14 protein-coding genes are annotated in these 13,647 nt (G+C 71.3%); 6 read left to right on the top strand and 8 right to left on the bottom strand.

The annotated features are described in order from the left end of the window. The first annotated feature begins 85 nt into the window (after positions 1 to 85). On the top strand, positions 86 to 733 hold the full coding sequence (locus tag CLV49_RS08515) for an SseB family protein (RefSeq protein ID WP_106563160.1): 648 nt from the start codon (positions 86 to 88) through the stop codon (positions 731 to 733). A 14-nt stretch (positions 734 to 747) separates the two neighbouring features. On the opposite strand, the gene CLV49_RS08510 is transcribed toward CLV49_RS08515, so the two are convergent. Continuing rightward, entirely contained in the window at positions 748 to 1,416 is a 669-nt protein-coding gene (locus tag CLV49_RS08510; RefSeq protein ID WP_106563159.1) for a helix-turn-helix domain-containing protein, read from the bottom strand. Between the two features lie 125 nt (positions 1,417 to 1,541). On the opposite strand from CLV49_RS08510, the gene CLV49_RS08505 reads away from it, so the two are divergent. The 5 genes from CLV49_RS08505 (at position 1,542) to CLV49_RS08485 (ending at position 6,381) form a co-directional block, all read left to right on the top strand. Next, positions 1,542 to 2,507 (top strand): NAD(P)/FAD-dependent oxidoreductase, encoded by a 966-nt coding sequence (locus CLV49_RS08505; RefSeq protein WP_106563158.1) that lies wholly within the window; start codon positions 1,542 to 1,544, stop codon positions 2,505 to 2,507. Positions 2,508 to 2,535: 28 nt separating this feature from the next. Continuing rightward, positions 2,536 to 3,438 (top strand): oxygen-dependent tRNA uridine(34) hydroxylase TrhO, encoded by a 903-nt coding sequence (gene trhO / locus CLV49_RS08500; RefSeq protein WP_106563157.1) that lies wholly within the window; start codon positions 2,536 to 2,538, stop codon positions 3,436 to 3,438. Positions 3,439 to 3,565: 127 nt separating this feature from the next. Then, positions 3,566 to 4,462 carry an ABC transporter ATP-binding protein gene (locus CLV49_RS08495; protein WP_106563156.1) on the top strand — a complete coding sequence of 299 codons (897 nt, stop codon included), beginning with the start codon at positions 3,566 to 3,568 and terminating at the stop codon, positions 4,460 to 4,462. After that, positions 4,459 to 5,271, top strand: coding sequence for an ABC transporter permease (locus CLV49_RS08490; protein ID WP_106563155.1), 813 nt, complete (start codon positions 4,459 to 4,461; stop codon positions 5,269 to 5,271). The genes CLV49_RS08495 and CLV49_RS08490 overlap by 4 nt, the downstream gene beginning before the upstream one ends. Positions 5,272 to 5,340: 69 nt before the next feature. After that, a complete protein-coding gene (locus tag CLV49_RS08485; protein ID WP_106563154.1) occupies positions 5,341 to 6,381 on the top strand; it encodes an MDR family oxidoreductase in 1,041 nt (346 codons plus the stop codon). A gap of 10 nt (positions 6,382 to 6,391) precedes the next feature. Here the strand turns inward: CLV49_RS08485 and CLV49_RS18475 are convergent, their stop codons facing one another. The 7 genes from CLV49_RS18475 to hemQ all read right to left on the bottom strand — a co-directional run bounded on the left by CLV49_RS18475 (position 6,392) and on the right by hemQ (position 13,582). After that, positions 6,392 to 7,291: a hypothetical protein gene (locus CLV49_RS18475; RefSeq protein WP_208019807.1), complete on the bottom strand. Its 900-nt coding sequence runs from the start codon at positions 7,289 to 7,291 to the stop codon at positions 6,392 to 6,394. Positions 7,292 to 7,390: 99 nt separating this feature from the next. Continuing rightward, a complete protein-coding gene (gene hemL / locus CLV49_RS08475; protein ID WP_208019808.1) occupies positions 7,391 to 8,725 on the bottom strand; it encodes a glutamate-1-semialdehyde 2,1-aminomutase in 1,335 nt (444 codons plus the stop codon). Then, the gene (hemB, locus tag CLV49_RS08470; RefSeq protein WP_106563152.1) at positions 8,713 to 9,687 is read right to left on the bottom strand and encodes a porphobilinogen synthase; all 975 of its coding nucleotides are present in this window, start codon (positions 9,685 to 9,687) and stop codon (positions 8,713 to 8,715) included. Before hemB ends, hemL begins: the two co-directional genes overlap by 13 nt. Positions 9,688 to 9,790: 103 nt before the next feature. After that, positions 9,791 to 10,582, bottom strand: coding sequence for a uroporphyrinogen-III synthase (locus CLV49_RS08465; RefSeq protein WP_106563151.1), 792 nt, complete (start codon positions 10,580 to 10,582; stop codon positions 9,791 to 9,793). A gap of 11 nt (positions 10,583 to 10,593) precedes the next feature. Further along, on the bottom strand, positions 10,594 to 11,577 hold the full coding sequence (hemC, locus tag CLV49_RS08460) for a hydroxymethylbilane synthase (RefSeq protein ID WP_243696638.1): 984 nt from the start codon (positions 11,575 to 11,577) through the stop codon (positions 10,594 to 10,596). Continuing rightward, positions 11,574 to 12,839 carry a ferrochelatase gene (locus CLV49_RS08455; RefSeq protein WP_106563150.1) on the bottom strand — a complete coding sequence of 422 codons (1,266 nt, stop codon included), beginning with the start codon at positions 12,837 to 12,839 and terminating at the stop codon, positions 11,574 to 11,576. The genes hemC and CLV49_RS08455 overlap by 4 nt, the downstream gene beginning before the upstream one ends. Further along, a complete protein-coding gene (gene hemQ, locus CLV49_RS08450) occupies positions 12,839 to 13,582 on the bottom strand; it encodes a hydrogen peroxide-dependent heme synthase (protein ID WP_106563149.1) in 744 nt (247 codons plus the stop codon). Before hemQ ends, CLV49_RS08455 begins: the two co-directional genes overlap by 1 nt. Positions 13,583 to 13,647: the final 65 nt, after the last annotated feature.

Genomic DNA, 13,647 nt, shown 5'->3' with positions numbered 1-13,647 from the left:
GGCCGGCCGCTCCCACGGGAACCGGTGGAGCTCACGGGTGTGCGGAGTAGCGTGGCCCACACCCCCGCACGGACAGGAGACCGACGTGAAGACCCCGAGCGAACGCGCGCGGGCCGCGGCCCGCGCCAACCGGGGATCCTGGGTGTACGAACTCGACCCCACCGTCGCCGAACCGCACGACGAGGTGCCACCGCACCTGATCGTCGGCGCCTGGCAGTCGGACGCACGCGGCGAGATCGTGGGCGAGTTCCGGCCGAATCCCGACTACCGCCCGGCCGGGTCGATGCCCGACGACGCGAGTGAGATCCTCGACCAGTCCGTCGGTCCCGCGCCGCTCGACGTGGGCGGGGAGGTGCCGCTCACCCCGGCGGAGGACGTCATCCGGCGCGGCATGATGGGGCTCGTGCCCGTCGCCGAGGTGCTCGCGGCGCTGTGGGCGAGCAACGCGATCATCCTCTCCGGCACCGTCACGACGGGGACGATGGCCGAGCTGCAGCCGCTCTACATCCCGAAGGGTCGGCTGCGCATGCTCGCCATGTTCACGGACGGACGCCGCATCCCCGCCGAGGCGAGCGACACCGCGCCCTATGCGCTCTCCATCCCCGTCTCGGCGCTCTTCCCCACACTCGGTCCGCTCATCGGCGTGGTCGTGAACCCGGGATCACGGCTCGGCCTCGAGATCACCCCTGAGGGCATCGCCGATGCGATCGCGGCCCACACCCCCTCCTCCTGATCCCGGGCCAGGGATCAGGAGGTCGTGGGGCCGGCGCGGACGTGGAGGCGCTCGCCCTGCGGACCGAAGAGGTTGAGGACCTCCGCGGTCTCCGTCCCGGGGTTGCCGATCCAGTGCGGCACGCGTGTGTCGAACTCCGCGACCTCGCCGGGGCCGAGCTCGATGTCGTGCTCGCCGAGCACGAGACGGATCCGTCCGGAGAGCACGTACAGCCACTCGTAGCCCTCGTGCGTCTTCGGCTCCGGCTCTCCCGGGGTCGGCGGCACGAGCTGCTTGTACGACTGCACGCCGCCCGGCCGTCGGGTGAGGGGCACGAACGTGCGTCCGTGCCGACGGATCGGCTTCATGTGGATGCGCGGATCGCCCGTCGCGGGCGCCGCGACGAGTTCGTCGAGCGGCACGTGATGCGCCCGCGCGAGCGGCAGGAGCAGCTCGAGGGTGGGCTTCCTCTGCCCTGATTCGAGGCGCGAGAGCGTGCTCACCGAGATGCCCGTCACCGTCGACAGCTCACCCAGCGTGATGTCGCGGCGTGTCCGCAACGAGCGGAGACGCGGACCGACCCCCTCGAGCACCGCGTCCGTCGTGACGGGCGGATCCACCGCCTGCTGGTGGAGGGGCTGACGAGCCCGACCTCGCGCCGCTCGACCGGTCTCGCCCTCGTGGTGATGTTCGTTCCGCTCCATGCCGACAGTCTGCGGTGCAGTTGCCAAAACGGCAAGAAAAATTGTCGATCCGGCACGCTCGGCGCATGCTCGATGAGCGTGATCAGCGTCGCTGATGTGACGGAACGGACAGAAGGAGCGGACACATGAACGAGGCATACGACGTGGTCGTCATCGGCGGAAGCGCCGCCGGACTGAGCGGGGCACTCGCGCTGGGACGCTCCCGGCGCTCCGTTCTCGTGATCGACTCGGGCGAGCCACGGAACGCCCCGGCAGCCGCGGTGCACAACTACCTCGGTCGGGAGTCGACGCCCCCGCGCGAGCTCTTCGCCATCGGTCGGAGCGAGGTGGCGACGTACGGCGTGGAGACGCTCGATGGCACAGCGACAGCCGTGGAGCGCGACGGAGAGCGCTTCGTCGTCACGGTGGAGGCCATGGACGACGGCGGTGGGCCGCTCACGGTGCTCGCGCGTCGGATCCTCCTGGCCACCGGGTCGTGGGACGAGCTGCCGGACGTACCCGGCATCCGCGAGCAGTGGGGCCGCGGCGTCGTCCACTGTCCCTACTGCCACGGCTGGGAGGTGCGCGACCGCGCGATCGGTGTGCTCGCGACGAGTCCGCTCGCCGCGCATCAGGTGGGGATGTTCCGCCAGCTGAGCGACCGCGTGACGCTCTTCCTCAACGACTCCTTCGAGCCGAGCGACGAGCAGTGGGAGCAGTTCGCGGCTCGCGGCGTGCAGGTCGTGGCTGGTCGGGTGACGGAGCTCGTCTCCACCGCGGGTGACGTGACGTCCGCGCGACTCGCGAGCGGCGCCGAGGTGCCGATCGACGCACTCGCGGTGGCGACGCGGGTGTGGGCGCGGGCGGACGCGCTCGCGGGGCTCGGCGTGGAGACGCAGCAGGTGGAGATGTCGGGCGTCGTCTTCGGCTCCATCGTCCCGGTCGACGAGGTGGGACGCACGAGCGCGGCCGGGGTGTTCGCCGCGGGCAACGTCACGGACATGAAGACACAGGTGGTCACCGCGGCGGCCGCCGGCCTCCAGACGGGCGCCTTCATCAACGCCGATCTCATCGAGGAGGACACGCGCGCGGCGGTGGACGCCCGCCGCTGAGCGCGCCGGCGAAACGTACACTGGGCGCGTGGCCGTTCCCAAGATCCTGCTCTTCTACGCGTTCACACCCCTCTCCGACCCGGAGGCCGTGCGCCTGTGGCAGCGCGAGCTCTGCGAGGCCAACGGCCTGCGCGGTCGCATCCTCCTCTCCCGCGACGGAATCAACGGCACCGTCGGCGGGGACATCGACGGCGTCAAGCGCTACCTCCGCCGCACCAAGGAGTACCCGGCGTTCCGCGACCTCGACGTGAAGTGGTCGGAGGGCACCGGCCTCGATGCCGGCGGCGCGAGCATCGACTTCCCGAAGCTCAGCGTGAAGGTGCGCGACGAGATCGTTTCGTTCGGAGCGCCCGACGAGCTCCGGGTGACGGAGGACGGCGTGGTCGGCGGGGGCGCCCGCCTCAGCCCCGAGGGCCTCAACGCCCTCGCCGCTGAGCGCGACGATCTCGTCCTGTTCGACGGACGGAACGCCTTCGAGGCGCAGATCGGACGCTTCGAGGGGGCGGTCGTGCCCGACGTCTCGACCACGCGCGACTTCGTCGAGGTCCTCGACTCGGGCGCGTACGACCACCTCAAGGACAAGCCCGTGGTCACCTACTGCACGGGCGGCGTGCGCTGCGAGGTGCTCTCGAGCCTGATGATCGCTCGCGGGTTCTCCGAGGTGTACCAGCTCGACGGCGGCGTCGTCCGCTACGGCGAGCGCTTCGGCGACGACGGGCTCTGGAACGGCTCCTTGTACGTCTTCGACAAGCGCGGCTCGCTCGACTTCAGCGACCACACCGCTGTCATCGGCGCGTGCGTCGTGTGCGACGGCGCGACGAAGGAGATGCGCAATTGCGCCGATCCCTCGTGCCGCACCCAGCTCGTGGTGTGCGCCGAGCACGATGACGTTCGCTGCGACGTCCACGCCGGATCGACCACCTCGGACTGACGTCCCACCGGCCCGACGCCCCCGCGTCCGCGCGGTGCGGGATCCGCCTCTCGAAATCCCCCCTCCGACGGACGCGGCAGCAGGGCCGCTCTCGGCAGACTGGGAGCAGCCGAGCCGAGGGAGGCCCATGACGGACGCACGCACCATCGAGATCGAGGCGGTGACGAAGCGCTTCGGCGCCGTCGCCGCTGTGAACGCCCTGTCGTTCCAGGTCGAGCCGGGCCGGGTCACCGGGTTCCTCGGCCCGAACGGAGCCGGGAAGACGACGACGCTCCGGATGCTCCTCGGCCTCGTCCGACCCACAGAGGGTCGCGCCACGTTCGGCGGCGTCGCCTACGCCGACCTGCCGTCGCCGCTGCGCACGGTGGGCGCCGCGCTGGAAGCCGCGAGCTTCCATCCGGGCCGTTCGGCCCGCAACCACCTCACGATCTCCGCGACGGCGTCCGGCATCCCGCGCTCGCGGGTCGACGAGACGCTCGAACTCGTGGGACTGTCGGAGTTCGCCGATCGCCGCGTCGGCGGCTACTCGCTCGGCATGCGCCAGCGCCTCGGCCTCGCCTCCGCCCTCCTCGGCGACCCGGGTGTGCTTGTGCTCGACGAACCCATCAATGGCCTCGACCCCGAGGGCATCAAGTGGATCCGCTCCCTCCTCGGCGCACTCGCGGCCGAGGGACGCACGGTCCTCGTGTCGTCGCACCTCCTGAGCGAGGTGCAGCAGAGCGTCGACGACGTCGTCATCATCGCGCGCGGAGAACTCGTGCACTCCGGCACGCTCTCGAGCCTCTCGGCCGGCGACAGCCTCAGCGTCCTCGTCGACGCCACCGACCGCTCCGCCCTCGCCACCGCGCTCGAAGCCGCCGGCTTCGACGTGGCACCCGCCCGCTCCGGACTCATGGTGTCGGGCGTCGAGGCCGAGGAGGTAGGCAGGGCAGCATTCGCCGCGGGGATCCCCCTCAGCGCCCTCCACCGGCAGTCCTCAGGACTCGAAGAGACGTTCCTGCACCTCGTGGGAGGAGACCGATGAACACGTTCCTTCCGGCCGTCCGGGCCGAGATCACCAAGATCACGAGCACACGCATGTGGTGGGTGCTCGCCCTCGTGATGTTCCTCTACGTCCTCACCATGGCCGGGGGCCTCGCGGCCCTCATCGGTGCGGGAACCGACGGCTCCCTGACGGGTATGACGGGCGACGGCTCGACCGGCTTCGCCCCGCTCATCTACTCTTTCGCGAGCTCGATCGGCTACGTCTTCCCCGTGCTCCTCGGAGCCCTCGCCGTCACGGGCGAGGTACGCCATCAGACGCTCACGCCCACCTTCCTGGCCACGCCGAAGCGCAGCGTGGTGCTGTCGGCGAAGCTCCTCGTCCTCTTCGTCTTCGGAGCGCTGTTCGGCCTCATCGGGCTGCTCGCATCGGTCGGCGGCGGGGCGGCGGTCCTCGCCGGCTTCGGTATCGACACCGAGCTCGGCTCGACCGACACGTGGGCGATGTTCGCGCGGCTCGTGCTGGCGATGGCCCTGTGGGCGGCCGTGGGGATCGGCCTCGGGTCGGTCGTCACGAACCAGGTCGCCGTGATCGTGATCGTCATCGCCTTCACCCAGTTCGTCGAACCCGTGCTGCGTTCCGTCGGCGCCCTCGCCGACTGGCTGGCGAACGTCGTGCAGTTCCTGCCCGGTGCCGCGAGCGACACGCTCGTGGGCACGAGCATCTTCGGACTCGTCAGCGCGGGACAGGATCAGCTCGAGTGGTGGGTCGGCGGACTCGTCCTCGCGGGGATCGCCGGGGTGCTCACGGTGATCGGTGCTCTCACGACCTGGCGTCGCGACATCACGTGACGTCCGACCCGGACCACCGTCGCGAGCACGGAGGGGGCGCTCGCGACGGTGCGTGCGTAGGCTGACGACATGCAGAGCTTTCCCGCCTGGGTCGTGCGGCGTGCCGAGTCGGACGGCGGTCGCGGGGCGGCCACCGCGTCACTCGAGACCCTCGACTCCGATTTCCTCGACGGCCTGTCCTCCGATGATGACGCGGGCTCCGGGCCGATGATCGACACGGTCGTGCGCGTCGAGTATTCGAGCGTCAACTACAAGGACGCGCTCGCGCTGACCGGCCGACCGGGCGTGGTGCGGCGTTGGCCACTCGTCCCGGGCATCGACGCGACCGGCGTGGTGATCGAGAGCCACGGCCCATGGCGCCCCGGCGACGTCGTGACGCTGAACGGTGCGGGCCTCGGCGAGAGTCTGCACGGCGGGCTCGCCGGCCGAGCGCACGTGGAGGGTTCGCGACTCGTCGCCGTCCCTCCCACGATGTCGGCGCGTCAGGCCGCGGCGATCGGCACGGCCGGATTCACCGCGATGCTCTCGGTGCTCGCGATCGAGCGACACGGCGTGACCCCGCAGGACGGACCCGTCCTCGTCACGGGTGCCTCCGGCGGCGTGGGTTCGATCGCCGTCTCCCTTCTGGCGCACGCGGGCTTCGAGGTGACGGCGTCGACGGGGCGGGTGGCCACGCAGTCCGCCTTCCTCACCGAGCTCGGGGCCACCGATGTGATCGACCGTGCCGAGCTCGCCGAAGCGGGCAAGCCGATGCAGACCCAGCGGTGGGCCGCCGTGGTCGACGCCGTCGGAGGCCCGACCCTCGTCAACGCGGTGGCGCAGCTGCGCCACGGAGGCGTGGCGGCAGCGTGCGGCCTCGCGCAGAGCGCCGATTACGTCGGAACGGTGCTCCCCTACATCCTCCGCGGCGTCACGCTCGCGGGCATCAACTCCGTCGAGGCGTCCGGTGAGGAGCGTCGCGCGGCATGGGACCGCCTCGAGAGCGACGTGGACCTGCGCCTCCTCGACGGGCTGACGTCGGTCGTTCCGCTCAGCGCGGCGCGCGAGGTCGCCGACCGGGTGCTCGCCGGCGGTGTGCGCGGCCGTACCGTGGTGGAGATCGGCGGCTGATCCGCAGCCGTCAGGTGGCGGGCGGCGTCTCCTGATCCTGGCTCTCGGCGTCGTCGGTGCGGGTCTCCTCCGCCTCGCCGTCCACCGGTGTCGGCTCCGGCGCGACCGTGCGGGGGGCGCGCGAGCGCGTCGGCTTCTTCTGCTCCGACGTACCGTCCGTCTTCGCGGGATCGGCCGCGTCGGCTGCTGCCTTCGACCGCGTGGTCTTCCCGCCCGCTGCCTTCGACGAGGTCGCCTTCGTGGACGCCGCCTTCGACGGTGTCGCAGTCGTCGACGTCGACCCCTCGTCCTTCTTCGCCGCAGCGCGCGTGGACGCCTTCTTCGCCGCTGCCGGCTTCGCCGTCTTCTCGGTCGAGCTCGCCGCAGCGGCATCGGCTGCGGCCTTCTTCTTCGCGACCCCGGCACGACCGCCGCTCTTCGACGCGGCTTCCGCCTTCGCGTCGGCCTTCACTTTGGCGGCCTCGATCTTGGCCGCCTCGGCCTTCGCGCGGACGGCGATCGGGCGCGGGCTCACGGTGCGCACGCGCGTGGCACGCACCTTCTTCGCCCGCACGTCTTCCTCGTCGATCCGCAACGCGGCCACGAGCTCGGCGCCGTGGTTCGTCGAGACGATCACGCGCGAGAACTCCGAGTCCTCGACATCGAGGACGACAGCGGGTCGCGATCCCTTCTTGATCACGAGGAAGTCGGCGCCTCCGTGTGACTTCCACTGACCCACGGCGAGGGTCAGCGGGATGGCCGACCCCTTGCCGCGCACGCCCCGCACCCAGATCCACGGGTCGTCCGTGAGGGTCGCGGAACGGATGCTCGACCGGGGGATCTCCACGTTGTCACGCCGCAGCGACAAGGCCTTCTCCGCAGCCGTCAGTCGGATCTCGAGTCGATCGGAGTGAAGGTGGATGCTGGCCATGTTCCTAGTCTGCCGTGGCGCCGTCTCTGCGTCCGCTGTGAAAGCTCACAAACGCATAACGACGGCCCTGTATGCATCACACGGAATGCTCGCGACCGGTCAGCTCGGCGTCGCCTCCGCGGCAGCTCGGGCTGCCGCCGGCAGCGCCTCGAGGATGCGCGAGACGGCGGCATCGTCGTGGGCGGCCGTGACGAACCACGCCTCGTACACGCTCGGGGGCAGCGACACACCCTGATCGAGCATGCTGTGGAAGAAGGCGGGGTAGCGCCAGCCCTCCTGCGCCTGGACCGCCGCGTAATCACGGGCCGGTTCGGACGCGAAGACGAAGCTGAAGAGATTGCCGGCACGCTGGACCACATGGGCCACTCCCGCGGCGGAGAGCGCATCCGACGTCGCCGTCGAGAGGGTGTGCGCCGCCGTGTCGAGGCGCTCGTACACCTCGTCCGTGGCGAGGCGCAGCGTCGTGAGTCCGGCGGCCACGGCGACGGGGTTCCCCGAGAGCGTGCCCGCCTGATACACCGGGCCGAGGGGCGCGAGGAGGTCCATGATCTCGGCGCGGCCACCCAATGCCGCCAGAGGCATACCTCCGCCGACGACCTTCCCGAACGTGAAGAGGTCGGGCTGGTACACGTCTCCGGCACGGCTCGAGAGCCCCCAGTACCCCGCAGCGTCGACGCGGAACCCGGTGAGGACCTCGTCGATGATCACGAGGGCGCCGTGACGGTGTGCGAGCTCCACGAGGAACGCGTTGAAGCCGGGATCCGGCGGCACGACGCCCATGTTGGCCGGCGAGGCCTCCGTGATGATGGCGGCGATCTGATCGCTGCGCTCGGCGAAGACCGCCTCGAGCGCCGCCTCGTCGTTGTAGGGGACCACGAGGGTCTGGCTCGCGACCGCTTCCGTCACGCCGGCGGACCCGGGCAGAGAGAGCGTCGCGAGTCCGGACCCGGCCGCGGCGAGAAGGCCGTCCGAGTGCCCGTGGTAGTGACCGGCGAACTTCACGAGCAGGTCGCGGCCCGTGGCACCACGGGCCAGGCGGATCGCGGTCATCGTCGCCTCGGTGCCTGTCGAGACGAGTCGCACCTTCTCGAGCGGGGAGTCGCCCGCGGCCCGCAGGCGGCCGACGATCTCCTCGGCGAGCTCCGTCTCCGACGGCGTGGATGCACCGAAGGAGAGGCCCCGAGCGGCGGCGGCCTGCACGGCCGCGACGACCTCGGGATGCGCGTGGCCGAGGATCGCCGGCCCCCAGGACGCGACGAGGTCGACGTACTCGCGTCCCTCGGCGTCGACGACATGCGGGCCGCGCGCCTCGACGAGGAAGCGCGGCGTTCCACCGACCGAGCCGAAGGCGCGCACCGGCGAGTTCACCCCACCGGGGATCACGGTGCGGGCCCGATCGAACAGGTCCTCGTTGATGTGCGTCACTTCAGCCATCCCGCCACCTCCACGGCCCAGTAGGTCAGGATCGCGTCGGCGCCCGCCCGCTTGATTCCCACGAGGGACTCCTCCACGGCACGACGCCGGTCGATCCAGCCGTGAGCCGCCGCGGCCTCGATCATCGAGTACTCGCCGGACACCTGGTACGCCCACACGGGAACCTCGCTCGCTGCGGCGACGTCGGCGAGCACGTCGAGGTAGCTCATCGCGGGCTTCACCATGACGATGTCGGCACCCTCCTCGATATCGGTGAGCGCCTCGCGGAGTCCCTCGCGCCGGTTGCCGGGGTCGAGCTGGTAGGTGCGGCGGTCGCCCGAGAGCTGGGAGTCGACGGCCTCGCGGAACGGACCGTAGAACGCCGAAGCGTACTTCGCCGAGTAGGCCATGATGACGGTGTCGTGGAAGCCCTCGCCGTCGAGCGCGTCGCGTACGGCCGCGACCTGGCCGTCCATCATGCCGCTGAGGCCGAGCAGCTGCGAGCCCGCCCGCGCCTGGGCGAGCGCCATCTCGCGGTAGACCGCGAGGGTCGCATCGTTGTCGACGGAGCCGTCGGCCGCGAGCACACCGCAGTGCCCGTGATCCGTGAACTCGTCGAGGCAGAGATCGGTCTGCACGACGATCGCATCGCCGACCTCGGCGGCCACGGCTTCGGTCGCCACGTTGAGGATGCCGTCGGCCCGGCACGACGCCGATCCGGTCGCGTCGCGCTCCACGGGGACGCCGAACAGCATGACGCCGCCGAGCCCGGCCTCCGCGGCCTCCGCGGCCGCCCGGCGCAGCGAGTCGAGCGAGTGCTGCTGGATCCCCGGCATCGAACCGAGCGGGATCGCGTTGTCGATCCCCTCCCGCACGAACATCGGGAGCACGAGCTCCGAGGCGTGCAGACGCGTCTCGGAGACGAGGCGCCGGAGGGCTGGGGTGGTGCGCAGACGGCGCAGGCGGGTGTCCGGGAAAGTCACGTCTCAAGCCTACGGCGACAGGCTGGGCGCGCGGTCGGAGCGGCTCGCCATCGCGCGACGGATGTCTCCCGTGGCGAAAGGCAGCGGAACGCCGGGGCGGCGCCTAGGAGACGGTGGGGGCCTCGCGGTCGGCGACGGCGTCCACGACGCTGTCGATGAGGTCCGTGACGGTCTGCTGCCGGGAGACGACGGCGACGTCGAGGCCCGCGGCACGCGCGTCCTTCGCCGTGCGGGGTCCGATGGCGGCCACGAGTGTGGACGACGGCAGGGCGCCGAACTGGCTCGCGACCTGGTCGGCGACGCTTCCCGACGTCACGAGGATCACGCTGATGCGACCGGACTGCACGTCGGCGACGACGCGCTCGTCCACCGGCTCGCCGATGGTGCGATACGCCACGACGGAGGACACGTCGTGGCCCGCCTCGGCGAGACCCACGGAGAGGAGCGGCTTCGCGATCTCGGAGCGCAGCGCGAGGAACCGCTTCGGCCGCGGCTCGAGTGCCGTGAGCTCCTCGAGCATGCCGCGCGCGGAGTTGTCCTTCGCGGGCACGAGGTCGACCGAGTACCCGACGGCCTGCAGGGCCGCAGCCGTCGTCTCGCCGACGGCCGCGATCTTCGTCGTCGACGGAACGCGCACGCGCTCCGAGTAGAGCACGTCGACCGTGGTCGCACTCGTGACCGTCAGCCAGTCGAACTCGCCGGCGGCGAGCGCGGTGAGCGCGGCACGCAATGCGTCGGGGTCGTCCGTCGGTGCGAAGTTGATCATGGGGGCGACGACCGGCGTCGCGCCGCGGGACCGCAGATCCGCGGCCACGCCGTCGCCCCACGGACCGCCCCGTGGGACGAGCACCCGCCAGCCCTTGAGGGGCTTGGCTGCGTGCGCGTGTGCCGTCATTCGATGATCCTCTACGGTCGATCGGCGAGGCCGGGGGCGCCGGCGGAAAGCAGGGACGCGGCGAGGTCGAATCCGATTCGGCCCGCCACGGCGATACGCGCGTCGAGACCGGGTCCGTCGAGGGCGGTCGGGTCGCTCGGATCGATGGGGTTCGACAACATCGTCACCGCGTCGTCGGACACGGAGGACGATCCGTCACCAGCGTACACGCTGGCCGTGAGGCTCAACGAGCCGCCCGAGATGCGTGCATAAGCGCCGACGGGGGCCGAGCAGCCGGCCTCGAGTCCGGCGAGCACCGAGCGCTCCGCGTGGGCTGCCACGAACGCGTCGGCATCGTTGATCGCGCGGATCGCGCGCGCCACGTCGTCGTCACCGGTCAGGTCGAGGGTCTCGAGCGTCTCCACTGCGAGTGCACCCTGCGCCGGCGCGGTCGGCCACACATCGAGCTCGAAGACCTCGGTGATCGCCTCGGTGCGGCCGAGCCGTGTGAGGCCGGCGACGGCGAGCACGACAGCGTCGAGCTCGCCGCTCGACACGAAACCGAGACGCGTGTCGACGTTGCCGCGGATGTCCACGACCACGAGATCCGGGCGGCTCGCGAGGAGCTGCGCCGCGCGGCGCGGGGAGCCCGTGCCCACGCGGGCGTCGGACGGGAGGTCGGCGAGCGTCAGGCCGTCGCGCGCGCACAGCGCGTCGCGCGCGTCCTCGCGCTCTGGCACAGCCGCCACCACGAGGCCGGGGTAGGCGGCCGTCGGGAGGTCCTTCATCGAGTGCACAACCACGTCGCACATGCCGGCGCGCAGCGCCTCACGCAGCGCGGACGCGAAGACGCCCGTGCCGCCGAGGCTCGAGAGCGACGCCTGGGAGACGTCGCCGTGCGTCGTGACCGGGACGAGTTCCGTCGCGATGCCCGTGCGCTCCGTGATGAGCTCGGCGACGTCACCGCACTGCGCGAGCGCGAGCGCGCTCCCGCGAGTGCCGATCCGGAGGGTCACGGTGCGAGCCCGGACACCGCCGGCCGGAAGCCGAGCCGCGCGTTCTCGCAGCAACCAGGGCGGCACACGTCGAACCACGGGCCGAGGTCCGTCTCCGCCGGACGTTCCGCGGCGGGCGTGCCCTCGATGCGCTCCACGACGAGGTCGACGAGTCCGCTCACGTAGGCGTCGTGGGTGCCAGGGGTGGCGACGCGCACGGACGCGAGCCCGAGCCGCTTCGCCGTGTCCGTCGCCTCGTTGTCGAGGTCCCACAGGACCTCCATGTGGTCGCTCACGAAGCCGATCGGCACGATGACGACGGCGCGGCGGCCGGCGGCGGGCAGCTGCTCCATGGCGTCGTTGATGTCGGGGTCGAGCCACGGCTGGGTGGGCGGCCCGGAACGCGACTGGAAGACGAGCTGCCACGGGGGCGTGCCCTCCTCGCCGCGCTCGACACGGACGGACTCCATGATGACGCCCGCCACGGCGCGGTGCTGAGCGCCGTACGCTCCCCCGTCGCCGAAGTCGCGGTCGCGCGGGCCCGAGCGGTCGGCGTCGCCAGTGGGGATCGAGTGCGTCGTGAACAGCACCTCGACCTCGGAGGCGACGTCGAGGCCGTCGACCTCGCGTTCGAGCTGCGCGAGCCCGTCCTTCACGCCCTCGATGAACGGGGTGATGAAGCCCGGGTGGTCGAAGAACTGGCGCACCTTGTCGATGCGCACCGTGCCGTCGAGCTTCGTCTCGTCGAGGACGCGGGCGAAGTCCTCCCGGTACTGGCGGCAGCCGGAGTACGACGAGTAGGCGCTCGTGGCGATCGCCAGCAGTTGGGTGAAGCCGCGCTCATTGGCCTCGGTCACGGCGTCCTCGAGGTACGGCGTCCAGTTGCGATTGCCCCACAGCACGGGAAGGTCGATGCCCCGGCGGTCGAGTTCGGCCTGCAGCGCCGTGCGGAGAGCGCGGTTCTGGTCGTTGATGGGGCTCACTCCGCCGTAGTGGCGGTAGTGGTGGGCGACCTCTTCGAGTCGCTCGTCCGGGATACCGCGACCACGCGTGACGTTGCGGAGGAACGGGATGACGTCGTCCTGGCCCTCCGGTCCACCGAAGCCCGCGAGCAGGATCGCGTCGTAGCGCGTGGGCTCGCTCACGTGCGGGGCGCCGGACGCGGCAGCCGGGGAGGCGGCGCGCACGGCGGGAGCCGCGGTCTCGGCCGCATCGTCCGTCACGAGTCTCTCCGTGAACGCGTCGAAGCTGCCATCGGTGGAACTCAGGTTGCGGGCGGCCATCAGGACAGCACCTCGGCGACCTCGGCGGCAGCGATGCGCCGTCCCGTGAAGAACGGCACCTCCTCGCGCACGTGGCGACGGGCGTCCGTGGCGCGCAGGTCGCGCATGAGGTCGACGAGCTCCACGACGTCGTCGGCCTCGAGCGGGAGCATCCACTCGTAGTCGCCGAGCGCGAAGGACGCCACCGTGTTGGCGAGGACGCCGCGGAACGCCGCGCCCTTCCGTCCGTGCTCCGCGAGCATCGCGCGACGCTCCTCCTCCGGCAGCAGGTACCACTCGAAGCTGCGCACGAAGGGGTAGAGGCAGAGCCATGCGAGGGGCTCCTTCCCGCGCAGGAAGCCGGGGACGTGCTGGCGGTTGAACTCCGCGTCGCGGTGCACGCCCATCGCGTTCCACGTGGGCAGGAGGTCCGTGAGCATGCTCGTGCGACGCAGCGAGCGCAGCCCGGCCTGGAGCATCTCGGCGGTGTCGCCGTGGATCCAGATCATCACGTCGGCGTCGGCGCGCATGCCGGAGACGTCGTAGAAGCCGCGTACGGTCACGCCGTCCGCCTCGAGCGCCGCGACGACCGACTCGAGCTCTTCGACAGCCGGTGCCGACACGTCGGACGGGCGGTCGGGGTTGCGGCGGAGGATCGCCCACAGGGTGAAGCCCGAGGGGCCGGGCTCCGAGGCTTCCGTGGTGTGGTGCTCTGAGGCGTGGGGAGAGGGGCGGACTGCCTCGTCGGAGGCCGGGTGAGTCATGCCTCCATCCTCCCTCTTAATGCTGAAAGAACTCAAAGTCGCACGGCCCGTGCACGTGCGCCTGT

This window comes from Labedella gwakjiensis, from assembly GCF_003014675.1.
In the GTDB taxonomy this organism is placed as follows: Bacteria; Actinomycetota; Actinomycetes; order Actinomycetales; family Microbacteriaceae; genus Labedella; species Labedella gwakjiensis.
This window is presented reverse-complemented; position numbering and strand designations above follow the sequence as displayed.

Coding starts and splice junctions, on each gene's coding strand:
- CLV49_RS08510 (WP_106563159.1), bottom strand. CDS start 1,416: ATGGAGCGGAACGAACATCACCACGAGGGCGAGACCGGTCGAGCGGCG.
- CLV49_RS08505 (WP_106563158.1), top strand. CDS start 1,542: ATGAACGAGGCATACGACGTGGTCGTCATCGGCGGAAGCGCCGCCGGA.
- CLV49_RS08495 (WP_106563156.1), top strand. CDS start 3,566: ATGACGGACGCACGCACCATCGAGATCGAGGCGGTGACGAAGCGCTTC.
- CLV49_RS08490 (WP_106563155.1), top strand. CDS start 4,459: ATGAACACGTTCCTTCCGGCCGTCCGGGCCGAGATCACCAAGATCACG.
- CLV49_RS08485 (WP_106563154.1), top strand. CDS start 5,341: ATGCAGAGCTTTCCCGCCTGGGTCGTGCGGCGTGCCGAGTCGGACGGC.
- CLV49_RS18475 (WP_208019807.1), bottom strand. CDS start 7,291: ATGGCCAGCATCCACCTTCACTCCGATCGACTCGAGATCCGACTGACG.
- hemL (WP_208019808.1), bottom strand. CDS start 8,725: ATGGCTGAAGTGACGCACATCAACGAGGACCTGTTCGATCGGGCCCGC.
- CLV49_RS08465 (WP_106563151.1), bottom strand. CDS start 10,582: ATGACGGCACACGCGCACGCAGCCAAGCCCCTCAAGGGCTGGCGGGTG.
- CLV49_RS08455 (WP_106563150.1), bottom strand. CDS start 12,839: ATGGCCGCCCGCAACCTGAGTTCCACCGATGGCAGCTTCGACGCGTTC.
- hemQ (WP_106563149.1), bottom strand. CDS start 13,582: ATGACTCACCCGGCCTCCGACGAGGCAGTCCGCCCCTCTCCCCACGCC.